General features: G+C 64.3%; 20 protein-coding genes, 1 tRNA gene and 2 pseudogenes. 8 read left to right on the forward strand and 15 right to left on the reverse strand.

Features of this window, described 5'->3' with window-relative positions:
* Positions 1-136 precede the first annotated feature (136 nt).
* Positions 137-1,792 carry a Na+/H+ antiporter gene (locus tag QFZ94_RS29235; protein WP_429461168.1) on the forward strand — a complete coding sequence of 552 codons (1,656 nt, stop codon included), beginning with the start codon at positions 137-139 and terminating at the stop codon, positions 1,790-1,792.
* A gap of 62 nt (positions 1,793-1,854) precedes the next feature.
* Here QFZ94_RS29235 and QFZ94_RS29240 read toward each other — a convergent pair whose 3' ends face one another.
* Both QFZ94_RS29240 and QFZ94_RS29245 read right to left on the reverse strand, forming a co-directional pair.
* Positions 1,855-3,162: a solute carrier family 23 protein gene (locus QFZ94_RS29240; protein ID WP_368583284.1), complete on the reverse strand. Its 1,308-nt coding sequence runs from the start codon at positions 3,160-3,162 to the stop codon at positions 1,855-1,857.
* Between the two features lie 184 nt (positions 3,163-3,346).
* On the reverse strand, positions 3,347-4,879 hold the full coding sequence (locus QFZ94_RS29245; protein ID WP_429461171.1) for a sensor domain-containing diguanylate cyclase: 1,533 nt from the start codon (positions 4,877-4,879) through the stop codon (positions 3,347-3,349).
* Positions 4,880-5,176: 297 nt separating this feature from the next.
* Between QFZ94_RS29245 and QFZ94_RS29250 the strand changes: the two are divergent.
* Positions 5,177-5,482: pseudogene (locus tag QFZ94_RS29250) on the forward strand (Rieske 2Fe-2S domain-containing protein); the annotation flags it as partial.
* A gap of 124 nt (positions 5,483-5,606) precedes the next feature.
* Positions 5,607-6,266 carry a hypothetical protein gene (locus QFZ94_RS29255; protein ID WP_429461173.1) on the forward strand — a complete coding sequence of 220 codons (660 nt, stop codon included), beginning with the start codon at positions 5,607-5,609 and terminating at the stop codon, positions 6,264-6,266.
* A 47-nt stretch (positions 6,267-6,313) separates the two neighbouring features.
* On the opposite strand, the gene QFZ94_RS29260 is transcribed toward QFZ94_RS29255, so the two are convergent.
* The 7 genes and pseudogenes from QFZ94_RS29260 to QFZ94_RS29290 all read right to left on the reverse strand — a co-directional run bounded on the left by QFZ94_RS29260 (position 6,314) and on the right by QFZ94_RS29290 (position 11,610).
* Positions 6,314-7,519: a tyrosine-type recombinase/integrase gene (locus QFZ94_RS29260; protein WP_429461174.1), complete on the reverse strand. Its 1,206-nt coding sequence runs from the start codon at positions 7,517-7,519 to the stop codon at positions 6,314-6,316.
* A gap of 199 nt (positions 7,520-7,718) precedes the next feature.
* Positions 7,719-8,929, reverse strand: a pseudogene (locus QFZ94_RS29265) (tyrosine-type recombinase/integrase).
* Positions 8,930-9,094: 165 nt separating this feature from the next.
* Positions 9,095-9,170 (reverse strand) — tRNA-Ala (locus QFZ94_RS29270).
* 62 nt (positions 9,171-9,232) lie between these two features.
* On the reverse strand, positions 9,233-9,589 hold the full coding sequence (locus QFZ94_RS29275) for a c-type cytochrome (RefSeq protein ID WP_368583281.1): 357 nt from the start codon (positions 9,587-9,589) through the stop codon (positions 9,233-9,235).
* A complete protein-coding gene (locus tag QFZ94_RS29280; RefSeq protein ID WP_429461176.1) occupies positions 9,589-10,380 on the reverse strand; it encodes a BON domain-containing protein in 792 nt (263 codons plus the stop codon). The genes QFZ94_RS29275 and QFZ94_RS29280 overlap by 1 nt, the downstream gene beginning before the upstream one ends.
* A 26-nt stretch (positions 10,381-10,406) precedes the next feature.
* Positions 10,407-10,994, reverse strand: a complete 588-nt coding sequence (locus QFZ94_RS29285; RefSeq protein ID WP_429461178.1) for a phosphoheptose isomerase — start codon at positions 10,992-10,994, stop codon at positions 10,407-10,409.
* A 142-nt stretch (positions 10,995-11,136) separates the two neighbouring features.
* Complete coding sequence (locus tag QFZ94_RS29290; protein WP_429461949.1) at positions 11,137-11,610, reverse strand: YraN family protein; 474 nt, start codon at positions 11,608-11,610, stop codon at positions 11,137-11,139.
* A 37-nt stretch (positions 11,611-11,647) separates the two neighbouring features.
* Between QFZ94_RS29290 and rsmI the strand changes: the two genes are divergently transcribed.
* Positions 11,648-12,532: a 16S rRNA (cytidine(1402)-2'-O)-methyltransferase gene (gene rsmI / locus QFZ94_RS29295; protein ID WP_429461180.1), complete on the forward strand. Its 885-nt coding sequence runs from the start codon at positions 11,648-11,650 to the stop codon at positions 12,530-12,532.
* Between the two features lie 113 nt (positions 12,533-12,645).
* On the opposite strand, the gene ltrA is transcribed toward rsmI, so the two are convergent.
* The 3 genes from ltrA to QFZ94_RS29310 all read right to left on the reverse strand — a co-directional run bounded on the left by ltrA (position 12,646) and on the right by QFZ94_RS29310 (position 15,109).
* On the reverse strand, positions 12,646-14,013 hold the full coding sequence (gene ltrA, locus QFZ94_RS29300) for a group II intron reverse transcriptase/maturase (RefSeq protein ID WP_429456418.1): 1,368 nt from the start codon (positions 14,011-14,013) through the stop codon (positions 12,646-12,648).
* Between the two features lie 109 nt (positions 14,014-14,122).
* A complete protein-coding gene (locus QFZ94_RS29305; RefSeq protein ID WP_429456375.1) occupies positions 14,123-14,281 on the reverse strand; it encodes a hypothetical protein in 159 nt (52 codons plus the stop codon).
* A 222-nt stretch (positions 14,282-14,503) separates the two neighbouring features.
* Positions 14,504-15,109, reverse strand: coding sequence for a septal ring lytic transglycosylase RlpA family protein (locus QFZ94_RS29310; protein ID WP_429461182.1), 606 nt, complete (start codon positions 15,107-15,109; stop codon positions 14,504-14,506).
* 647 nt (positions 15,110-15,756) lie between these two features.
* Between QFZ94_RS29310 and QFZ94_RS29315 the strand changes: the two genes are divergently transcribed.
* The 3 genes from QFZ94_RS29315 (at position 15,757) to QFZ94_RS29325 (ending at position 17,579) form a co-directional block, all read left to right on the forward strand.
* Entirely contained in the window at positions 15,757-16,401 is a 645-nt protein-coding gene (locus QFZ94_RS29315; protein WP_429461184.1) for an MBL fold metallo-hydrolase, read from the forward strand.
* The gene (locus tag QFZ94_RS29320) at positions 16,398-17,030 is read left to right on the forward strand and encodes an exonuclease (protein WP_368583275.1); all 633 of its coding nucleotides are present in this window, start codon (positions 16,398-16,400) and stop codon (positions 17,028-17,030) included. The genes QFZ94_RS29315 and QFZ94_RS29320 overlap by 4 nt, the downstream gene beginning before the upstream one ends.
* A gap of 90 nt (positions 17,031-17,120) precedes the next feature.
* Positions 17,121-17,579: an Lrp/AsnC family transcriptional regulator gene (locus tag QFZ94_RS29325; protein ID WP_012431468.1), complete on the forward strand. Its 459-nt coding sequence runs from the start codon at positions 17,121-17,123 to the stop codon at positions 17,577-17,579.
* Positions 17,580-17,642: 63 nt separating this feature from the next.
* Here the strand turns inward: QFZ94_RS29325 and QFZ94_RS29330 are convergent, their stop codons facing one another.
* The 3 genes from QFZ94_RS29330 to QFZ94_RS29340 form a co-directional block, all read right to left on the reverse strand.
* On the reverse strand, positions 17,643-18,926 hold the full coding sequence (locus QFZ94_RS29330) for a cation diffusion facilitator family transporter (protein WP_429461187.1): 1,284 nt from the start codon (positions 18,924-18,926) through the stop codon (positions 17,643-17,645).
* A gap of 284 nt (positions 18,927-19,210) precedes the next feature.
* Positions 19,211-19,513, reverse strand: a complete 303-nt coding sequence (locus QFZ94_RS29335; protein ID WP_008921239.1) for an H-NS family nucleoid-associated regulatory protein — start codon at positions 19,511-19,513, stop codon at positions 19,211-19,213.
* A 395-nt stretch (positions 19,514-19,908) separates the two neighbouring features.
* Entirely contained in the window at positions 19,909-20,571 is a 663-nt protein-coding gene (locus QFZ94_RS29340) for a HugZ family protein (protein WP_429461189.1), read from the reverse strand.
* A gap of 250 nt (positions 20,572-20,821) precedes the next feature.
* Between QFZ94_RS29340 and QFZ94_RS29345 the strand changes: the two genes are divergently transcribed.
* Positions 20,822-22,036 carry an MFS transporter gene (locus tag QFZ94_RS29345; protein WP_368583272.1) on the forward strand — a complete coding sequence of 405 codons (1,215 nt, stop codon included), beginning with the start codon at positions 20,822-20,824 and terminating at the stop codon, positions 22,034-22,036.
* The last annotated feature ends 81 nt before the right edge of the window (positions 22,037-22,117 follow it).

The following is a 22,117-nucleotide window of genomic DNA, read 5'->3' on the forward strand; positions in this document are numbered from 1 at the left end:
ATGCGCACGCTGGCGCACACTGTGCTGTAATTCGCCCGAAAGATTGCACCGGCGACAGTGTTCGTGCGCCGCCCGGGGGCGTGGCGCGCACCGATGCGGTGCGCGGATGGCCCCCTTCATCCACCCGGAATTCACGATGGAAATAGTCTTCACCGTTCTGATCCTGCTACTGGCCGTCGCCGCGTCCGGTGTGCTGACCCGCGCGCTGCCGTTCAAGCTGCCGTTGCCCCTCGTGCAGATCGCGATCGGCGCGATCCTCGCATGGCCTCGCCTCGATCTGCACGTCGCGTTCGATCCGGAGATCTTCATGCTGCTGTTCATTCCGCCGCTGCTGTTCGCGGATGGCTGGCGCATTCCGAAGCGCGAGTTCTTCATGGCGCGCCGCGCGATCCTGATGCTCGCGCTCGGTCTCGTGTTCATGACGGTGCTGGTCGTCGGTCACTTCGTGCACGTGCTGGTGCCGCAGATCTCGCTGCCGGTCGCGTTCGCGCTCGCCGCAGTGCTGTCGCCGACCGACGCGGTCGCGCTGTCGGGTATCGCCGGCAAGGGCAAGATTCCTGGGCAGCTGATGCATATCCTCGAAGGCGAGGCGCTGATGAACGACGCGTCGGGCCTCGTCGCGCTGAAGTTCGCGATCGCCGCTGCGCTGACCGGGGCGTTCTCGCTGCGTGCGGCGTCGGTGAGCTTCGTGGTCATCGCGGTAGGCGGCCTCGCGGTCGGCGCAGCGGTGAGTGCGGTGTTCAGCTTCGTGTCCGCGCGTTTCCTGAATCTCACCGAGGAAGGCGATCCCGCGCCGGGCGTCGTGATGACGCTGCTGATTCCGTTCGCCGCCTATCTGACCGCCGAGCGCTTCGAGCTGTCGGGAATTCTCGCCGCGGTCTCCGCCGGCATGATGATGAATTACGCGAGCATCACGGAAAAGTGGCAGGTCGCCTCACGCGTGCGGGCCACGAGCACGTGGACGATGATCGAGTTCGTGTTCAACGGCATGGTGTTCATCATGCTCGGCCTGCAGTTTCCGCACATCCTCGGCCGCGCGCTGCTCGATGCGCACGAAACCAACGACGCGCAGGTCGTGCTGCTGATCGGCTATATCGTTGCGGTGGCGCTCGCGCTATACGCGATGCGCTTCGCGTGGGTGTGGCTGCTGCGCTGGTTCGCGAGCCGCGGCGCGACGAAACACGGTGTCGCGAACGCGGTGCCGGGGTTGCGCATGGTGTCGGTGACGACGGTAGCCGGCGTGCGCGGCGCAGTGACGCTCGCGGGCGTGCTGTCGCTGCCGGAGGTGCTGCCTAACGGCACGCCGCTGCCGGGACGCGACCTCGCGATCTTCATCGCGTCGGGCGTGATCCTGCTGTCGCTGCTGGTGGCGGTCGTCGCGTTGCCGCTGCTGCTGCGCGGCTGGCGGCGCGGCAAGGACCCGCATGCGGCAGAAGAAGCGCTCGCGCGCACGCTGGCCGCGCAATCGGCGATTCGCGCGATCGATCATCTGCACGACACCGAGTGCGCGGACCTCGAGGAATCGGCTCAGGCCTATGCGACCGATGTGACCGCGCGCGTGATGGACCTGTACCGCCGCCGCCTTGCATCACTCGACGACGACCAGGCGCCACGCGAACTCGCGCGCCGTGCCGATGCGCTCGAATTCCGCATGAAGCTCGCGGCGATGCGCGCCGAGCGCAAGACGCTGCTCGATTTGCGCGACTCCCAGCGCATCAACGACGAGACGATGAACAAGCTGATGCGCGAGGTGGATCTGTCGGAGACGGCGCTGACCGCGCGCAAAAGGTAGGAGTTCGCTGCTGGATCAAGCTCGGCACCGGCGCTTGAAATGCCGGTGCCGATGAGAGACGCTCAGGCCACCGGCCCTTGCGTCGGCTTCCTTCTCAACAGCGCGTACAGAATGATCGCGCCGAACGTCGCGGTGCCGATGCCGCCAAGCCCGAAGCTGCCGAGCTTCAGCGAGAAGTCGCCGGCGCCGAGCACGAGCGTGACGGCCGCGACGATCAGATTGCGGTTATCGGAGAAGTCGACCTTGTTGACGACCCAGATGCGCGCGCCCGTCACCGCGATCAGCCCGAACACGACGATCGACACGCCGCCCAGCACCGGCCCCGGAATCGTCTGGATCACCGCGCCGAACTTCGGCGAGAAGCCGAGCACGAGCGCGATCAACGCGGCGATCACGAACACCAGCGTCGAATAGATCTTCGTGACCGCCATCACGCCGATGTTTTCCGCGTATGTGGTCACGCCGGTGCCGCCCGCGAAGCCCGATACGACCGTCGCGAGCGCGTCGCCGAGAAACGCGCGGCCGATGTAACGGTCGAGGTTCTGTCCCGTCATCGCGCTGACGGCCTTGATGTGGCCGAGGTTTTCGGCGACGAGGATCACCGCGATCGGCGCGAGCAGCGTCATCGCGTGCGGGTCGAACACCGGCGACATGAAGTGCGGCATGCCGAACCACGCGGCGTTCTGGACGATCGAGAAATCGATCGGCTTGCCCATGCCGAGGCCGTTCGTGACGATCGCGTAGATGACGTAGGCGAGCAGCAGGCCGATCAGGATGAGCAGACGCTGCAGCATGCCGCGCGTGAACACCGCGACCGCGCCGACGCACAGCACCGTGACGAGCGCCATCCACGATTCGAAATTACTGCCGCTCACGCCATGCACCGCGATCGGCGCGAGATTTAGACCGATCACGCAGACGATCGCGCCGGTCACGACCGGCGGCATCAGCGTTTCGATCCAGGCCGTGCCGACCGCCGACACGATCAGCCCGATCACCCCGTACGCAACACCGCACGCGATGATGCCGCCCAACGCGACCGGAATGTTCGGGTTCGCGCCGTGTCCACCGTAGCCGGTCACCGCGATCACGAGACCGATGAACGCGAAGCTCGAACCGAGGTAGCTCGGCACGCGCCCGCCGACGAGCACGAAGAACAGCAGCGTGCCGATGCCCGACATGAAGATGGCCAGGTTCGGATCGAAGCCCATCAGCAGCGGTGCGAGCACGGTCGAGCCGAACATTGCGACGACGTGCTGGACGCCCATCGCGAACATCTGCGGCCAGCCGAGCCGTTCGTCGATGCCGACGATGCCGCCCTCGGCGGCGGCAGGCTGGCGGCGCCAGCGGGGGAAATAGGATGCGGCCATCGCGGGGATTCTCCTCAGGGTCGGCGTGGTGTATGCCGATCACGCGCTGCGGCGTGGGTCCGGCGAAGTTACGCGCGAGTTTACGGAGAGCGATAAGGGCTGGCAAGCAGGCTATGAAGCGGGCCATGAAGCAGGCCATGAAGCAGGCCATGAAGCGGGTTGACAAGCACGGCTCGGGTGCGCGTCACTCCGCGCCGCGCGCGTCGATATCCGGCGTCACAGCGGCGCTGGCCGGCGAAGAGTCGCCCATCGTCGCGCCGTACGCCATCACCCGATTGCGACCGGCATCCTTCGCGCGATACAGCGCCTGGTCGGCGGCGTCGACCAGCGCGCGGCTGGTCGCGAACGCCGCGCCCTGAGCGGTGGCCGCTCCCGCGCTCACCGTCAGCACGTGATGCGTGCTGGCCACATGGCGGCATTGCAGCGCCTGCACCGCCGCGCGAATCTGCTCGGCGATCCGCTGCGCGCCCGCCGCATCCGTGTCCGGCAGCAGCACCGCGAACTCCTCGCCACCGAACCGCGCGGCCGTGTCGCCCGGACGCCGCACGTTCTGCGCGATGCAGCGCGCGACGCCGATCAGCGCTTCGTCGCCGGCCGAATGACCGTACAGGTCGTTGAAGCCTTTGAAGTTGTCGACATCGATCAACAGCAGCGACAGCGGCCTGCCGTTGCGCTGCGCGCGTCGCCATTCGTCGATCACGTGCTCCTCGAACGTGCGGCGGTTGTTCAGGCCGGTCAGCCCGTCCGTGCGCGCCAGTTCGCGCAGCTCTTCCTCGGCCGCGCGGCGCAGACGCAACTGGCGTGAGAACAGGATCGCGAGCGCGATGATCGTCACGTCGAGCGCGACGATCAGCGTGCCGATGATCCATGCGCGCCGCCGCCATTGAACGTAGATGTCGCGCGTGGACAACGCGACGTCGAGGATCAGCGGAAAGCCGTCGATGTGGCGGAACGCGTACCAGCGCTCGACGCGGTCGATCGCCGCGGTGCCGAAGAAGTCGCCGCTCGGATGCTTGACGAAGCGCGAGAAGTTGGCCGTGCCGGTCAGGTTGATGCCGATCGTTTTCGGATCGTAGGGACGGCGCATCAGCATCGTGCCGTCGCTGAGCATCAATGCCATCGAGCCGCTCGGCCCGAGCTTCATGCCGTCGAACAGCCGATGGAAATACGTGAGCCGCAGCGTGCCGACCACCACGCCGCCGAAGCTGCCGTCGGGTCTCGAGATGCGCCGGCTCAGCGCGATGCGCAGGTCCTCGTCGGTGCCGCTCTGGTTGAACGGGCGGCTGATGTACAGGCCGACGTCGGGCGAAGCGCGCTGAACCTTGAAGTAATCGCGGTCAGCGTGGCTGTGTTCGCGTGGCGGCCACGCGCGTGAATCGAAACGCACGTTGCCGTTCTCGTCGAGCACAAATACCGAGCCCATGTCCTGTGCGCTGATCGCGCCGTCGAACAGCACCATCTGGCGGATCGCCGGCGGCAGATCGAGCACGCCCGGCTGCTTGAGTCCGTCGATCACCGCGCGCAGCGACAGGTCGTAAATCTCGAGATTGCGCGACACGTCGCGTTGGACCAGCAGGGATATGTTGCCGATGGAGTCCTGCGCGCGCCGCAACGCGTCTTCGCGCATCTGTGCGAGCAGCGACACGGCGATCGCGAGGATCGCGCCGGCCAGCAAGACACTGATCGCAATCACGTTGTTCGGTCCGCGCGTCACCATGCGTTTTTGGTTTTTGACTTGCGCTGAAAGTCGCGCGTGAAGAGGTGGCCGCGTCCCGGCAATACCGTCAATTACGCGACCTACGAAAACGTTAGCGTAACAGACATGACGCATTGGCAAACGTTTGCATAGGCAGATTCTTGCCCGCGGGGGTCTGCGCCCGATCGCCAGATTATCCAGGCGCCATCCAGATTATTCGGATAGCAAATGCATATTGGCTGGATAGTTGGCCTCTTCACTTGGGTATTCAATCGAGCCTGTCACGTTCAAACGATTGGACACAAGGAGGGAGACATCATGAGCGAGAAGCGCAGCGCCTCCGAATGGCGCGAATTCGTTAGCGGCTGTCTGGACTTTCGCCCGGCGGAAGGGGTGTACCGGATTGCCCGCGAAATGTTTGCGGAGCCCGAGCTGTTCTCGCTCGAAATGGAGCACATCTTCGAGAAGGCCTGGATATATGCGTGCCACGAAAGCGAGATCGCCAACAAGAACGATTTCCTGACGATGCGGGCGGGCCGCCAGCCGCTGATCATCTCGCGCGACGGCGCCGGCAACCTGAACGCGATGATCAACGCGTGCCAGCACCGCGGCGCGACGCTCACGTGCCTACAAGAAAAACGATCAGGCGTGGGTCGAGCAAAAGAATGGCGCCATCGTGCGTCGCCTCGTTGGCTATGGCAGGTTACGCGGCCTCGAAGCCACGGCAACCCTTGCTTCCCTCTACGAGGTGTCGCGGCTGTACATCAACTTCTTCCAGCCGTCATTCAAGCTGAAATCGAAGACCCGTCACGGCGCGAAGGTGACAAAGCGCTATGAGGCGCCCTTGACGCCGCTCGAGCGCGTGCTGCGTTCTGCTTCGGTGTCAGAGGCAACCAAACGCAGACTGCGCGCCCAGTTCAGAGCGCTCGACCCACTGGATCTCTTACGTCGAATGCGCGAGGCCCAGCAGCGTGTCGCCGAATGCAGTGCTTCCGGAGCGGCGCCGACAGAGACAAAGCCATCCGGTCAAGTTCCACTCGCGGATTTCCTGGTGAGTCTTGGAACGGCGTGGCAGGCCGGAGAGGTCCGGCCGACGCATCATCGAAAAGCGCGCGTCCCCCATGACTGGCGTACCCGGGAAGATCCGTTCGAGCATACCTGGCCGAAGATACAGCAGTGGCTCGAAGCGGAGCCCGGCATTACCGCGCAAAAGCTCCATGAGCGTCTCACTTCAATGGCTCCCACCATGTATTCCGGCGCGCAGCTGCGCACCTTGCAGCGCCGCGTGAAGGCATGGCGATCGAACCGTGCCAGAGAACTGGTGACGCGGATACTCGGCGATGCCGACGCGATGACGGCTGGCGCCGCTACGCAGCGCCAGCCGTCATCGCAAACAACCAGAGACTGACAATTACCCGGGAGTAACATCATCCCGTGAGGCAACACGGCCGGACTTTATGCTTGACGCTCTACAAGTTGATGCTCAATCACCTCCGGTGCGAAGCCCAGACCTTCGTGCAGGATGGTCCGCGCCATCGCGCGGAAGCCGTGCCCCGTGTGTTGCGTGCGAGTGCTGTAACCCGCGCGACGTAGGGCAGCGTTCACTGTGCCGCCAGACATTGGCTTCTTCCTGTCCGCGACCCCGGGGAAGACGTACTCGTGGCGTCCGGTAAGCCGATGCAACTCACGCAAGATGGCGATGACCTGCGTCGCCAGCGGAACCAGATGAAAAACAGGATGGGAACCAGCGCCAGCATCCGCTTCCCGCTTTTCCGGAATGTAATTCCACTCCCCCCTGTCCAGGTCGATGTCCTTCCAGCGCATGGTCCGGAGCTCGCCCGGCCGACAGAAGACGTAGGGCGCAATCCTCAGGGCGCATTTGACCGGGAATGTTGCACTGACCGCCTCCATCGCACGAAGCAAGGGGCCGACGTCCGCCGGGTCGGTCACGGCCGCAAAGTGACCGGGCCTGGCCGGTGCCAGCGCGCCGCCCAGGTGTACTGTGGGGTTGTTCTGCGCCCGGCCGCAGGCGACGGCGTAGTTGAATACCTGAGAACAGTTCTGTTTCGCCCGGTGTGCGGTGTCTTTGGCGCCGCGGTCCTCGATGCGTCGAAGGCAGGCCAGCACCTCGGGGGCGGTGATGTCCGCGATGGGCCGCTTGCCCAGCCACGGGAAGATGTCGTTTTCGAGACGCGCAATCACCTTGTCCCGGTGCGACCTTGCCTTGCTGGACATCAACCGCTCGAACCAGTCGCGGGCGACGGCCTCAAAGGTATTCGCGGCATTTTCGAGCTTCGCGGCCTCGGTGGCTTGTCTATCGGCGCTCGGGTCCACGCCATCGCTGAGGAGCTCGCGCGCAGCGTCCCGTCTTTTCCGCGCCTTCTCCAGGCCGGTTATCGGGTACTTGCCTAACGAGATTCGCTTCTCTTTGCCCGCGAAGCGGTACTTCAGCCGCCAGAGCTTCGCCCCCCCGGTGGTCACCTCGAGGTACAGGCCCAGCGAGTCGTACATCCGGTACGGTCTGTTACGCGGCTTCGCGTTCTTGATGGCGACGTCCGTGAGCGGACGGCGAGCACCGCGCTCAACTGCAACCGGATGTTGAACAGGGAACAGCGCCACGACATTCGTCGAGCGCATTACGGAGTCATGCAAGGTTTGCATGTGACTATCTCCATGTAAAGCGAACAGCCCCAGGAGATATGTCCTCAATGCACGGACCGGCCGTGCAGATACTGCCTCAATTTTTCCTGGAAGCGGCTGGAGCAGGGCTTACCGGCCGCCTGTCGTCCAGTGACGACGGAGGAAGTATCGCCGGCCGCCCTCCGCACCGTCAAGTGCTTTTTGTACGATTTAGGCGAATTTATGGTAACTTATCACCAGTTTCAACCGAGTTTTCGCGAAGTTCATCCAAAAAGTCCGCCCATTCCTGCATCATTTTTCTCCGCTCCTCGAGAAATTTCGTGCGGTTGTAGGCGGTGCCGAGCGGGTCGGGGGTCTATGCGCCAGCTGATGCTCGATGACTTCTGGCCGGATGCCGAGCCGCTCGTGCAGGATGGTGCGAGCCATGGCCCGGAAGCCGTGCCCGGTCTGCTCGTCACGTGTGCTGATACCTGCGCGTCGCAGGGCAACGTTCACGGTGTTGCCCGACATCGGCTGCGTCTTGTCGTGTCGGCCCGGGAAGACGTAGTCCCACCGCCCCGTCAGCGGCTGCAGCTCGCGCAGGATGGCGACGACCTGGGATGCCAGCGGGACCAGATGCGGCGTTTGCGTCTTGCGCACGATATAGCGCCATTCCGCCGCGTCGAGATGGACCTCATTCCAGCGCATCGAACGCAATTCGATTGGCCGGCAAAACAGATACGGCGCCAGCCTGAGCGCGCACTTGACGGGAAAGGTGGCGTCCACATCGTCCATCTTGCGCAGCAGCGGGCCAACCATCTCGGGCTCGGTTACAGCAGCAAAGTGCCCGGGTCTTGCTGGTGGCAGGGCACCTCGGAGATGCTCGGCCGGATTGCTCTGCGCCTTCCCGGTAATCACGGCGTACCGGAAAACCGCGGAGCAGTTCTGCATCGCGCGATGCGCCGTGTCGCGGGCACCGCGCTGCTCAATTCGCCGCAGGCATGCAAGTATCTCGGGGGCGGTGATTTCCGATATGGGGCGTTTGCCGACCCACGGGAAGAGGTCATTCTCGAGCCGCGCAAGGACCTTGTCCTTGTGCGATTTCGCCTTGTCGGCCATCATGCGCTCGAACCATTCACGCGCGACGGCTTCGAAGTTGTTGGCCGCACTGGCGAGCCGCGCCGCCCTGGTGGCCTTCCTGTGCTCGCTCGGGTCAGTGTCGTCCGCCAGGAGTTTGCGCGCCTCGTCACGCTTTTCCCGTGCGTCTTTCAGACTGACTTCCGGATACCGTCCGAACGACAGCCGTTTTTCCTTGCCGTCGAAACGGTACTTCAGCCGCCAGAGCTTCGACCCGCCTGGCGTGACCTCGAGATACAGGCCGCCCCCGTCCCAGATACGCTGGATTTTGCCAGTGGCTCTGGCGTTCCGGACGGCGACATCGGTGAGGGCCATTTGGGGGCATCCCGGGCCGGAGGCAGAGGCCCATGCCCCATATGCTGCCCCGACTTTCGCTAAAATGCCACAGGTGTCGTTGGACGAACCTGGACGTAAAAAAGGCCGGAAGCCTTATGGAATAAGGAGCTTCCGGCCTTCACTGGATTTCGTCAGACTTCAGTTTGGTGGAGAGGAGGAGGATCGAACTCCCGACCTTCGCATTGCGAACGCGACGCTCTCCCAGCTGAGCTACCCCCCCAACGAAAATAATTCTAGCACAGCCATTTTCCCTTTTGCCAAGCCTCCCGCTCCGGGAAAACCTCATCTGGACGGCGCGCCGGCGAGCACCCAATCAACCACCGTGCGAATATCTGCATCGCTCATCGATTGATGGGCCGGCATCGGAATCATGCCCCATACGCCGGAGCCGCCGTCCTTCACCTTGCGAGCGAGTTTGGCCGGCGCCTGCGCGTCGCCTTTGTACTTCGCGGCGATTTGCTGAAACGACGGACCAACCAACTTGCGATCCACCGCGTGACAGCCCATGCACGCATTCGCCGCGGCGACCTGCTGGCCGCGTAGTGCGGCCTCAGCCGCGCAAGCAACCGACGTCATCATGCCCGCCATCGCACCGACCACCAGCGCGAAGACAACACCCCCACGCGTCACACCCCGCATCAAGGCACCGCCTTCGGATTACCCGGCCGCACCGCCGTCGACGAATTGACTGGCGCAGGCGCCTGCTGATCGAGCGGCCGCGCGCTCACCCCCGAATCGGGAATCGCGCCGACAGTAGGCTCACTAACCTCGGGCTGCGAGGCGGGCACCGGCGCCGTCGCGGTAGCGGCAGCAGCGGCCTCCGCTTCCTGCGGCTGGATGTACTGGAACACCTTGACGACCTGCACGACCCCAGGCACGCGGCTCGTGACATCAGCGCCGATTTTGCCCTCATCCATCGTGACGAGGCCCATCAGATAGACGTTGCCGCGCTCGGCCACGACCTTGAAGTTGTTCGCCGAAATGTTCTTCTCGGCGATCAGCGCGGTCTTCACGCGCGTTTCGAGGTAGGTGTCGTTGGTGCGCGACGAGAATGAACTCGCCGGCATGATCGCCAGTTCATTGACGATCGTATTCACGTTGTTCAGGTTCCGCACGATGCTCTCGGCACGCTGCTTCGACACTTCGCCCGCGACCTCGCCGGTCAGCAGCACGCGGCGGTTGAACACCGTGACGTTCACGTGTGCGGAGTCCGGCAGATTCTGGCTGATCTGCGACAGCGCCTTCACCTGAATCTCGCGATCCTCGGTCTGCGCGCCGAGCGTGCGACGGTCGGTCGCCATCAGCGCGCCGCCACCCGCCGCGGCCCCGACGGCGAGAAAGCAGCCTTGCAGCGTGGCCGACAGTCCCGCCGCGAACCCGACCACGAGCACGGTTCTCACCAGTGTCTTCTTGATGCGGAATGCGCTCATCAACTAGCTCTCCTTCGAAATCAGTCTCAGTCTTCGCCGAGCAACATGGCATCGATGCCGTCGCAAAGGCAATGGATGGTCAGCAGGTGCACTTCCTGGATGCGCGCGGTGCGCTCGGACGGCACGCATACGTGGATGTCGGTGTCGCTCAATACTTCCTGCGCGCGTCCGCCGCCCTTGCCGGTCAGTGCGACGACGATCATTTCGCGCTCGTGCGCCGCTTCGATCGCGGCGAGCACGTTCGTGGAATTGCCGGATGTGGTGATCGCGAGCAACACGTCGCCGGGCTGACCCAGAGCCCAGACTTGCTTCGCGTAAATCTGTTCGAACGAATAGTCGTTGGCGATCGCGGTGAGCACTGAGGTGTCGGTGCTGAGCGCAATGGCCGGCAGGCCTGGCCGCTCGCGCTCGAAGCGGCCGATCAGCTCGGCCGCGAAATGCTGCGCGTCAGCGGCCGAACCACCATTGCCGCACGCGAGGATGCGATTGCCGTTGGCGAGCGCGGCGAACATCGTGTCGATCGCGGCGGCGATCGGCATCGACAGGGTTTCGAGGGCTTCGAGTTTGACTGCCGCGCTGTCGCGGAAGTGTTGTTGGATGCGTTCGACTGACATCGAGTCTCTATCTTCTACCGCGAATGGACCGCACTCTGCGGCCGTGTTGTGAAGTCATACTGCCAGGCTGTGGCCGCCGATGAGCTCGCGCGGCACGCGAGCGCAAGTTTATCGCACTCACGCGCGTTGTCCGCGTGAGCCGTCAGAGTTCGTCGGCGCGAAACGCATCGCGCAACCACACGAGCCTGCCGCTCTCGAACGCGACGACGTCGAAACGGCACGCGGGTTCGTCGCGCGGGGCGCGGTTCGTCGCGGCGCGAGTCGCGAGATAGTGGCGCGCCGCCCGCACGATGCGCTGCCGCTTCTGCCAACCGATGCTCGCGGCCGCACCGCCGTAATGCCGCTGCGCACGCGCGCGAACTTCGACGAACACCAGCGCGCCGTCGCGATCGCTCATGACGAGATCGATCTCGCCGCCTCGACACGTCACGTTGCGTGCGACGAAGCACAGACGCTGACGCTGCAAAAATTCTTGTGCGCGTGCTTCGAAAGCGGCGCCGACGGATTTGGACTGGTGCGCGCAGGAAAAGTTGTGAGCGGCTTTTGGGCTGGCGTTGATGGGCGTCTTTTGCGCAGTCCTCGCCGCGCCCTGCTCGCGCAAGCCCACATGGCACAATGTCGGCCTCGTTCCGTCTGTTTGTGTCTTCCGTGTCATGACTCCTCTCTCCGAACTCGCGCAAGGGCAGCAGTACCCCGCCGCCGCGCTGTATGTGGTGGCCACGCCGATCGGCAACATCGCCGACATCACGCTGCGCGCGCTGCACGTGCTCGGACTCGCGGATCGCATCGCCGCCGAGGACACCCGCAACACCGGTCAGCTGCTCGCGCGCTACGGCATCTCGAAGCCGCTCGTCGCCGTGCATCAGCACAACGAGCGCGCCGCCGCGCAGCGCGTGATCGAGTATCTGCAGGCCGGCGAGCGCGTGGCCTACGTGTCGGACGCGGGGACGCCGGGCATCTCTGACCCGGGCGCCAAGCTCGTCGATGCGGTGCGCGAGGCCGGCTTCACGGTGGTCCCGCTGCCCGGCGCGAGCGCGCTCGCCACCGCGCTCAGCGCGACCGGCGACTGGGTCGCGACGTTCTCGTTCCTCGGCTTCCTCCCGCCGAAGCCGAAGGCGCGCGCCGCCGCCTTGCAGGCGCTCGCGCAACATCCTCACGCGATGGTGTTCTACGAAGCACCGCACCGAATCGTCGAGACGGTGCAGGCGCTCGCCGATGCGTTCGGCGGCACGCGCCGTCTGCTGATCGCGCGGGAACTGACGAAATTACACGAAGCGCTGCACCAGGGCACCCTGGCCGAAGGGCCAGCGTGGCTCGCCGCCGATGCGAACCGGCAACGGGGCGAATTCGTGCTGGTGGTCGAAGGCGCGTCGCCCGAAGCGTCCGGCGAGCACGATCACGACGCGCTGCTCGGCATCCTGCTGGAAGAATTGACGGTCAGCAGCGCCGCGAAGGTCGCGGCGGCGCTCACGGGCGCATCGCGCAATGCGCTGTACACGCGCGCGCTCGCACTGAAGGAAGACGAGCCCGACACCTGAAGGCCAAGCCTGGCGGGCAAAGCGGCAATCGGCATAGGGGGCAGCCATCGGGCTGCGCCCCTGCCACACCACCCGGCATGCGGGTCCGCACCGGGCGGTTCGGGAAGTTGAGGTCATGAGAGACGGGGCAAACCCAGCCGGTCGAACCACGCCACCGTGAACAGTCTGCTTAGCAGCCTGCCGCTGTTGCGCCACCAGCGACGGCCGTTGGCCGCCACCCGTCGCGCCACATCAACGGCGGCGCCCATCGCGCGCAGTTCGCGGTACATCGTCGTACCGCGCTTCCACTGCTTGAGCTGGATTGCGCGCAGTCGGTGACGCAACCACTTGTCCAGCTCACGCCAGACCTTCGGTGTCTGCGCCAGACGGAAGTACGCCTTCCAGCCCAGCAGGTACGCGCGTACCTGTCGCACCACTTCCCGCAGGCTGCGCCCGCATGAACGAGCGGTCAGTTCCCGGATGCGTTGCCGAAACGTCGCCAGCGGTTTGTCCGCCACGCGGCGCTTGACCTCGCGTCCGGGTGCCACCCAGAAGCTGTAGCCCAGGAACTTGCGTCCAAACACGCTGGCCACTGCGCTTTTGGTCTCGTTGACCTTCAAACGCAGTCGCCCGTACAGCCGCCGCAGCAACGCCATCACCCGTTCGCCCGCGCGCCGACTGCGAACGTACACGTTCGCGTCGTCGGCATAGCGCGCGAAGCAGTGACCGCGCCGCTCCAGTTCCTTGTCCACCTCGTCGAGCAACACGTTGGCCAGCAACGGCGATAGCGGCCCGCCCTGCGGCGTGCCCTGTTCGCGCTGCTGAACCACACCGCCATCCATGATGCCGCTCGTCAGATACGCCCGGATCAGCCGGATCACCCCGGCGTCCCCAATACGTTTCTGTAGACGGTCGATCAGGATGTCGTGGTTGACCCGGTCGAAGAACTTCTCCAGATCAACGTCCACCACGATTCGCCGGCCCGACTGCACGTACGACTGCGCGGCAAGCACCGCATCGTGCGCACGCCGTCCGGGCCGGAAACCATAGCTGTGCGCGCTGAAGGTGGGGTCCAGAACCGGTTGCAGCACCTGCAGCAGCGCCTGCTGGATCAGCCGGTCCGTCACCGTCGGGATGCCAAGCTCGCGCTCGCTTCCGTCCGGTTTCGGGATCGTCACCCGCCGTACCGGGCTGGGCCGGTACGTCCCCTTCAGCAACTGTTCACGGATCGCCGGCCACGCCGTCACCAGATGGCGCGACGTCTGGTCAATGTCCAGACCGTCCACGCCAGCGGCTCCCTTGTTGGCCCGTACCCGTTTGAATGCCTGCTTCAGGTTCTCTCTCGTCAGCGCCGCCATCAGCAGCGCTGACCCTGTGTCCCCGGATTCATGGCGCGGGCAACAGGCTTCGTCGCTCACGGGCATAGACGCAGCTTCACCGCGTGTGCCTCCCGCTCGCCCCGCTTGCACGGGCTTCTGACGCAGTACCTGTCGCATCGACATGACGCTGGACACTCCTTCCCGTTTGGCCCTTCGTCACCAGCTTCGGACTCATCGACCTGTCCTGTGACTACTACGGCCTCTGCTGACTCCTCGCTCCGGCTCGACGCCGTCACCCTTTCAGGCATGAGGCGAGGCCTCCCCAGGTAAGAACGCACTCCTTCATCGCACAACCGCCGCATCTACGCCACTTCACCTTGGTCACGAGAGCTTCGCGGTTTTTCGCCCGCTCGCCCTGCTCGGCAGCGCCTTCTATACGGTTCTTGTTCATCGGCTCGCGATTTACGCTCCACGCTTCCTCCCCACATCCGGTCGCCCTCGTGCAGTTGCGCTTCACTTCATTCGCTGTGACCAGCTTATGGCGGGACTTACACCCGCAGGAATGCGCCCATGCTGGGCGCACGAAAAAGAAAAGGGCCGCATATCGCGGCCCTTCGCTTGTCTACAGATGGTTGGTTCTGCCGACGCGGCATCACCGGCGCGTCACGTCACATCACTTGTTCGAATCCGAGTTCGACGCGAGCGTCTCGTTCAGCTCGGCGCGCGCTTCCTGCTGCGTGAGCCCTTCGATCTTGACCCGCGCGGTGCCGCTGTGGCGCATGTCGAGCATGCCGGCGGCCGCCATCGACAGGTCGATCACGCGGCCGCGCGCGTACGGACCGCGGTCGTTGATCCGTACGATCACCGAGCGCGAATTGGCCGGATTGGTCACGCGCACGTAGGAGCCGAGCGGCAGCGTACGATGCGCGGCCGTCAGGGCGTGCATGTCGTAACGCTCGCCGTTGGCGGTGCGGCGGCCGTGGAAGAAGCGCCCGTACCACGACGCGCGTCCGATCTGATGGAAGTCCGGCACATCGACGCCATCGTCGGTGAGCGGCTTCGCATCAGCCAGCGACGACGCAGGCGCGTTCGACGTGCTCGGGCTCGAGGCCGGCGCGCTACCGAACGATTGAGGTCCGAAAGAACTCAGGTGCACGTTCTTCGTACGTTGCGGCGTGTCGTTCGCGGACGTGTCGCTCGCGCCAGGAGGCGTGGCGCAACCGGCCAGTACAAAAAAGGCAAAAAGAGTCCCTAGACCACGGGATAGCCGAGTTTTCATAAGACGTGCAAACACATAGTCGAGCCGCGTCACCCGCGAAACTGCTGGGCATGTTGCTTGCGGCTCCGGCGGTAGGGACGACGACGCGCCGCGCGAAAAAGCGCAGTACGTCAAAGCCCGGATACGGCTGACTCAGCCGCTACCGCACGGTTAATTTTCACGTCTGGCGCAACCTGTCCCCGGCAGCCTGACCAGACCCCACATGCCGCCAATTGAACGTGGCAAACACGTTCTTGCGCGCGCAACTCAGCGCGCAGGAACGGCGGCGTAGGCCCCACCCAGCGTCACGGAGGTTAATTCCGTAGCAGGCGCGCGGCGCCTGGCTGGGCAAGACGTGTGCATCGAACGCATCGATACTTGATGGCCATCGGCATGCCGACAGCCCTTACTTGAATAGCGAGCGGCGTCCCCGTTTTGTGGGGATGCGTCGCCTTGTGGCTGCACAACTCTTGTGCATGGACTCCATTATACCCAAAAAAAAATTTTGGGATGGCGAGCGCCCCCAATCCTTGATCAATCTTCACATTTATCGCAAAAATGGCCCTACCACAGGCGCAACAGTGCCATGCGTAAGCCTCGTCGCATCGGCGACGGAGACTGTCGCGAGGCCGGTACAATCAACGTTTTTCCAGCGCGTCGTTCCAGCCATGAAAGTCACCCTGATCCCAGTCACGCCGTTCCAGCAGAACTGCTCGTTGCTCGTTTGCGAGACCACGGGGCGCGCGGCCGTCGTCGATCCGGGCGGCGACCTCGACGTGATCCAACGTGAGATCGCGCGGCAGAACGTGACCGTCGAGAAGGTCTTGCTGACCCATGGCCACATCGATCACTGCGCCGGCGCGAAGACGCTCGCCGGCCATTACGGCGTCCCGATCGAAGGTCCGCATCCCGACGAACGCTTCTGGCTCGACAAGCTGCCGGATCAAAGCACGCGCTTCGGCTTCCCGGCCGCCGATGCCTTCGTGCCGAACCGCTGGCTACAAGACGGCGACACCGTGCAGTTCGGCGACGAAACCTTCGAGGTCTACCACTGCCCCGGCCACACGCCGGGCCACGTGGTCTTCTTCAGCCGCGCGCACCGGCTTGCGCTGGTCGGCGACGTGCTGTTCGCCGGCTCGATCGGCCGCACGGATTTCCCGCGCGGCAACCACGCGGACCTGATCCGCTCGATCCGCGACAAACTTTGGCCGCTCGGCGACGACGTCACGTTCGTGCCGGGCCACGGCCCAACCTCGACGTTCGGCGCCGAGCGCCGCACGAATCCCTACGTCGCCGACGGAGTGGGCGCATGAGCAGCGAAATCTATGTCAGTACCGACGTCGAAGCGGACGGCCCCATTCCAGGCCCGCATTCGATGCTGAGCTTTGCATCCGCCGCGTACACAGAGGACAAGCGGCTGATCGCGACGTTCTCGGCGAATCTCGAACTACTCGAAGGCGCGGCGCCGCATCCAGTGCAGGAAGCGTGGTGGAAGACCCAGCCGGAAGCATGGGCGGCTTGCCGCCAGGATTTGCAGAAGCCCGAGGCCGCCCTGAGCGCCTATGTCGACTGGGTCGAGGCGCTGCCGGGCAAGCCGGTGTTCGTCGCGATGCCGGCTGGCTTCGACTTCACCTATATGTTCTGGTACATGATGCGCTTCGTCGGCCGCTGCCCGTTCTCGTGGTCGGCGCTCGATATCAAGACGCTCGCGTTCGCGATGACCGGCCTGCCGTACCGCAAGAACATCAAGCCGCGCTTTCCGAAACATTGGTTCGACGAGCATCCGCACACGCACGTCGCACTCGACGACGCCATCGAGCAGGGTGCCCTCTTTTGCAACATGCTGAAGGACTTGCGCGCGCGTCAGCCCGAGCTGCCGGGGGACGGCAAGGATGATGGGGACGGCTCAGGGCAAAACGCCGCTCCGGACCCGGTAAATTAGGCAATCTCGCTCGCGAGAGCCGTTTTACATTGCGTTTCGTTTTCGCGCCCTCTACCATTCGTTGATACGGCGACGCTAACGGAGGCGCAGTTGACACTCGATACGTTCTCACAGAAGATCCTGCGCCTGCTGCAGCTCGACGCACGCCGTTCCGTGCAGGAAATCTCCGACCAGGTCGGGTTGTCGAGCACGCCGTGCTGGCGGCGCATCAAGGATATGGAACAGTCGGGCGTGATCCAGCGCTACACCGCGCTCCTCGATCGCGAAAAGCTCGGCTTGCACGTGTGTGCGCTCGCGCATATCCATCTGACGCGTCACACCGAAGGCGGCGTCGAGCAGTTCGAGCGGGAAATCGCTACCTGCCCTGAAGTGACCGAGTGCTACAGCACGACCGGTGAATCCGATTACATCCTGAAGATCGTCGCGCCGGACATTAAGGCGTACGACAGCTTTCTGCACGAACGCATTTTCAAGATTCCGGCCGTTGCGCAGGTGCGCACGAGCGTGGTCCTGCGCGAAATCAAGTTTGATACGCAGTTGCCGTTGTGACGGATGCCGCTGCCGCGGGCGGCATGGAAGTTCGCGGTTTCGGGCGTCCGAAACTCGCCAAACTCAGTCGGCGTTGTGAGGCTCGCTGGCGGTTGACCGACCGGCGGGGGCCGCGCCGGTCTTGAGCTCCGCCGTCGAACCGCCTTGCGCGGCAGAGATATCCCGTTGCAGCAGCACGTCGAGGTTGCGTGCGCCGAGACGACGCTTGAGCGCCGCCAGATCGACGCGGCCGAGCGACTGCGCCTCGCTCTCCAGCAGACGAGCGGCTTCGGCGCCCTCCGCAGTACACCCTTCAGCAGACCCCGCCGCCGGCAACACAACCTCCACATCGAGCCCGGTGCTCAGGTAGTGCAGATTCACCGCAGCGGCCCGCAGGCCACCGGCAGCCAGCGCCGCGTCGACCTCGGCGGTCACGCGCTCACGCGGTGGCAGATCGACCGGTGGATGCGCGAGCGCGTCGTTTTCCGGGTCAACGTGGATCAGCGCGTCGAGCACGCGCTTGTCGGTCAGCACACGCAGACGCGCCGACTCCGCGATGTAATGACCTTCCGACACCGAAATCATCGGATCGACGAGGATATGCGCGTCGACGAGCGCGAAATCGCCCGTCTTGCGCGTGCGCATTTCGTGCACGTCACGCACGCCCGGGGTGGACATCAGCAGCGCGCGCATGTCGGCGGCGGCGGTTTCGTCGAGCGCGCGGTCCGACAGATCCTGTAGCGCGTCCCAACCGAAGGTCCAGCCCATGCGCGCGACCATGAAGCCGACGATAGCCGCCGCGATCGGGTCGAGCAACCGCAAGCCGGCCAGACTGCCGACCACGCCGATCCCCACCACCAGCGACGACGCCGCGTCCGAACGGGCGTGCCATGCGTTCGCGATCAGCATCGCGGAACGCACCCGATTCGCCTCGCTCAGCATGTAGCGAAACAGCGCTTCCTTCGAGACCAGTACGAGCGCCGCGACCGCGAGTGCGCTGATATGCACGGCGGGGATATTTTGTAGATCGGCGAGCCGCGTACCGGCGCGCCACAACATACCGACGCCGACCGAGATCAGCAGCGCGCCGAGAAATAAGGACGCCACCGTCTCATAACGGCTATGACCGTAATTGTGATCGGCGTCGGGTTTGGCCCCGCTATGCCGATTGGCAATCAGCACGACAAAATCGGAAATCAGATCGGCGAGCGAATGGATACCGTCGGCAACCAGCGCCTGCGAGTGCGCGATCGTGCCGATGATGATTTGCAGCGTCATCAATACGGTATTGACCGCAATACTCGCAAAGGTACTCTTGCGTGCAACGCGTTGTTTCTCGGCGGTTTGGGCGATCGCGGCGGACGACATGCTGAAAAGGCGGAAAGGTTAATTGTTGTTATTGTACCCGCCACAATTCGCTTGCGCAGGGAAGCCCAAGAAAAAACCTTTTTAAATCAGTCGCTTATCGAAACGAAAAGCATTCGCGTTCCAGTTGCCTGAAGTGCATGCGCCAGAAAACGGGCGCCGCAAATGACAAAACCGCGCCCTGAACGGTGCGCGGCTTTCTGAGATTCAGCAGCAGGCTATAAACGCGGTGGATTGCCAGTATTCGCATTACGTGCAGGCAACCCTTACCGTCCGCCGGATCGCGATTACTTCTGGATCAGAAACTTTTCGCGATCAAGCCCTGCGATCCAGCGCGGCGGTTTGCCGCGACCGGACCACGTGCTGCCGCTTTCGGGATCGCGATATTTAGGTGCGACGCCTGCGCGCGGCCGGCTCGCTTTAGCGCCCTTGGGTGCGCGGCCGCCGCCGAGTTCGCTCAGCGAAATGCCATAGTCGGCCATTTTCTGCTTGATTTCATTCAACACTTCCGCGTATTCGCGCGACTTCGCTTCTTCAATCTGCTTTTCGAGCTTCTCGCGCTGCGCGAGTAGTTCCTTGTAGGAAGACATAGGTTCCCTTGTGGTATGGATAAATGACGCCGGTCTTATGCCGACTCGCCTTTGAAGGTTTCATGCCTCGGAATTTGATGGCGAGATTAACACAAAATAGAAAGGCTGGATAAGCGCCTGGAAAAAATTAATTTAAATTCGTTTCAAAAAGTTTCCTGCGCCGCTTCTGGGTCGGACTACGGCCTTTCAAATCGCTGATTTCGCACGCCGCTGAAAAAATGCCGCCGATTCGCATATTGATCCGATTCAACTATCAGAAAATGAGACCCGAGGCGCCCATTGCACATGAAACATTTCACGGCATGAAAGCTTTGACTGGAATAAGCACGCCTTTTGATACAAGTGTCCCTCCCTCGCGACTGGCGCAGGCTTGTTTTTCGATAAACGATAAATGCTTAATTCGCATGCCGCTCGATGCAGACTTCGAGCGCCGCATGCAATGTCCCGGAATCGGACCGCGCGTCATCGAATGCGAAACGGCGGCGCACGCCGTTGCGTTTCAGATCGGCGCCATAACGATCGACGCCCAGCAATTCGATGTCGCCCGCGCGACTGAGCCGGCGGCCGAACTCCGCGATCAGCGCGTCCTCCTCGCTGGCGGCAAGCGGTGGCAGCGGATCGAGTTCCGCGCCGTCGAGCCAGCCCATCGCGCCGAAGCCGCCGATGTAGCGCAGCCGCTCGATCTCCATGATCCAGAAGGTGAAATCGCCCAACGCCAGATAGCGCTCCGCGTCCGGGTGATAGCGCAGGTAGCGCCGCAACAGTTCCGGGCTCGAGTCGACCGGCTCGAAACGGCCGAGCAGCGTCACGCGCTGGCCGCCCAGCACGTCGCCATCGGGTGCGTCGACGGCCAGGAAACCGGCGCGCGGATCGGCGTTGAGATTGTGCGTGTGCTCCGCGAGCCGGCTCACGAGGATCGTCGGACGATGCTGCGCGTCCGGCGCGAACGGCAGCACCGACGGATACGGAAAGCCCTCGGGCTGGCGAGCGTGCGTGGCGAGCGTGCCGACCGCGGCCGTGTGCAGCAGATGCAGCGGAGCGTGAGCGGGAATGTTCAACTGAGCGTTCCTCGGTGAAAGAAAAAACGAACGGACAGCGGTGAGCGGCGCAAAAGCCGTCACGCGCAGCATTTCAAAGACAACTGCGGCGCACCAAAGCATGACATCCAGCAATCCCGCTTCGTTGCATCCACTGCCCATCAATCGTATGCGCCCGATCCCACGGCTCCAAGCGTTAGCCACCACGCTTCGATAAAATCGGAGATCCGCTTTCAATGCGCTTTCTCGCGCCCTCCGCCCCGAGACCTCCGTGCCCGATCACCACGCCTCCGAATTCGCCGTCCTCCCGGCCGCCCATCGCGACCTGTCCGTCACTGCACGCCAACGCGCACGGATCGCCACGATGGCGCTGTTTTTCATCGCCGGCATGATGTACGCGTCGTGGGGCGTGCACGTGCCGACGGTGCGCGACCGCTTCCATCTGGATCCGGCGATGCTGTCGTTCGCGTTGTTCGCGGTGGCGGGCGGATCGATCGGCGCGATGGTGACCAACGCGTCGTGGATCGCGCGGGTCGGCACGCGCCGCGCCTGCCTGGCCGGCGGACTCGCGATGGCCGCCTGCGCGGCGCTGATTCTGGTCGTGCCGGCGTACTGGATTCTGCTGGTCGTGCTGGCCGTCTTCGGCGCCGGCATGGCCACGCTCGACGTCGCTATGAACGCCGAAGCGAGCGCCGTCGAAAAGGCGCTCGGCAAACCGATCATGTCGTCGCTGCACGGGATGTTCAGCCTTGGCGGCATGTTCGGCGCGGCGGTCGGCGGGGCGCTGCTGTCTCGCGGCATGGCGCCGGCGCTGCATCTCGCGCTCGCCGCGGCGGCCAGCGCGCTCGTGCTGGTGCTCGCATGCCCGTCGGTGCTGCCGCACGTGCCGCACGCCGAGCATCCCGATGCCGCGACGCCGCGTGCGAGCCGCTGGCGCTCGCCGGCGCTATGGGCGCTCGGCACGATGGCGCTGGTCGCACTGATTGCCGAAGGCGCGATGTACGACTGGGCCACGGTCTATATGCGCGATGTCGTGCTCTCGACGCCAGCGCTCGCCAGCGCCGCCTACGCGGCGTTCTCCGGCGGCATGGCGGCCGCCCGTTTTGCCGGCGACGCGGTGCGCGCCCGCTTCGGCGCACCGCAGCTCGTGATGATCAGCGCGACGCTCGCCTGCGCCGGGATGGTCGACGCGCTGCTGCTGCCGAATCCGGTGGCCGCGCTCGCCGGCTTTGCGCTGATCGGCCTGGGCCTCGCGAACATGATGCCGGTGCTGTTCGCGGCGGCGGCGAGCGTGAAGGGTATCCACGCGGCCGAGGGGCTCGCGCACGTCGCGGGACTGGCCTATTTCGGCTTGCTGCTCGGACCGGTGATCATCGGCGCCGTCGCGCAGGTGACCAATCTGACGATCGGGCTGTCGGTCGTCGCGGTGTGCGCCGCGATGATCGCCTTCGCCGGGCCGAAGGTGCTGCGGCGTTTGAAGATCTGACAGGCGCGGTGATCAAAAGAAAAGGCACGCAAGCCTCGCGGCCCACGTGCCTCTCAAGCAGCGAATCGAAGTGCGGCGCAA

It is taken from the genome of Paraburkholderia sp. JPY465, from assembly GCF_050436725.1.
Lineage (GTDB): Bacteria > Pseudomonadota > Gammaproteobacteria > Burkholderiales > Burkholderiaceae > Paraburkholderia > Paraburkholderia youngii.

Bases quoted from the DNA above. Each gene is read 5' to 3' on its own strand.
- QFZ94_RS29235 (WP_429461168.1), top strand. From the start codon at position 137: ATGGAAATAGTCTTCACCGTTCTGATCCTGCTACTGGCCGTCGCCGCG.
- QFZ94_RS29240 (WP_368583284.1), bottom strand. From the start codon at position 3,162: ATGGCCGCATCCTATTTCCCCCGCTGGCGCCGCCAGCCTGCCGCCGCC.
- QFZ94_RS29245 (WP_429461171.1), bottom strand. From the start codon at position 4,879: ATGGTGACGCGCGGACCGAACAACGTGATTGCGATCAGTGTCTTGCTG.
- QFZ94_RS29260 (WP_429461174.1), bottom strand. From the start codon at position 7,519: ATGCAAACCTTGCATGACTCCGTAATGCGCTCGACGAATGTCGTGGCG.
- QFZ94_RS29275 (WP_368583281.1), bottom strand. From the start codon at position 9,589: ATGCGGGGTGTGACGCGTGGGGGTGTTGTCTTCGCGCTGGTGGTCGGT.
- QFZ94_RS29280 (WP_429461176.1), bottom strand. From the start codon at position 10,380: ATGAGCGCATTCCGCATCAAGAAGACACTGGTGAGAACCGTGCTCGTG.
- QFZ94_RS29285 (WP_429461178.1), bottom strand. From the start codon at position 10,994: ATGTCAGTCGAACGCATCCAACAACACTTCCGCGACAGCGCGGCAGTC.
- rsmI (WP_429461180.1), top strand. From the start codon at position 11,648: ATGACTCCTCTCTCCGAACTCGCGCAAGGGCAGCAGTACCCCGCCGCC.
- ltrA (WP_429456418.1), bottom strand. From the start codon at position 14,013: ATGTCGATGCGACAGGTACTGCGTCAGAAGCCCGTGCAAGCGGGGCGA.
- QFZ94_RS29305 (WP_429456375.1), bottom strand. From the start codon at position 14,281: ATGAACAAGAACCGTATAGAAGGCGCTGCCGAGCAGGGCGAGCGGGCG.
- QFZ94_RS29310 (WP_429461182.1), bottom strand. From the start codon at position 15,109: ATGAAAACTCGGCTATCCCGTGGTCTAGGGACTCTTTTTGCCTTTTTT.
- QFZ94_RS29315 (WP_429461184.1), top strand. From the start codon at position 15,757: ATGAAAGTCACCCTGATCCCAGTCACGCCGTTCCAGCAGAACTGCTCG.
- QFZ94_RS29320 (WP_368583275.1), top strand. From the start codon at position 16,398: ATGAGCAGCGAAATCTATGTCAGTACCGACGTCGAAGCGGACGGCCCC.
- QFZ94_RS29330 (WP_429461187.1), bottom strand. From the start codon at position 18,926: ATGTCGTCCGCCGCGATCGCCCAAACCGCCGAGAAACAACGCGTTGCA.
- QFZ94_RS29335 (WP_008921239.1), bottom strand. From the start codon at position 19,513: ATGTCTTCCTACAAGGAACTACTCGCGCAGCGCGAGAAGCTCGAAAAG.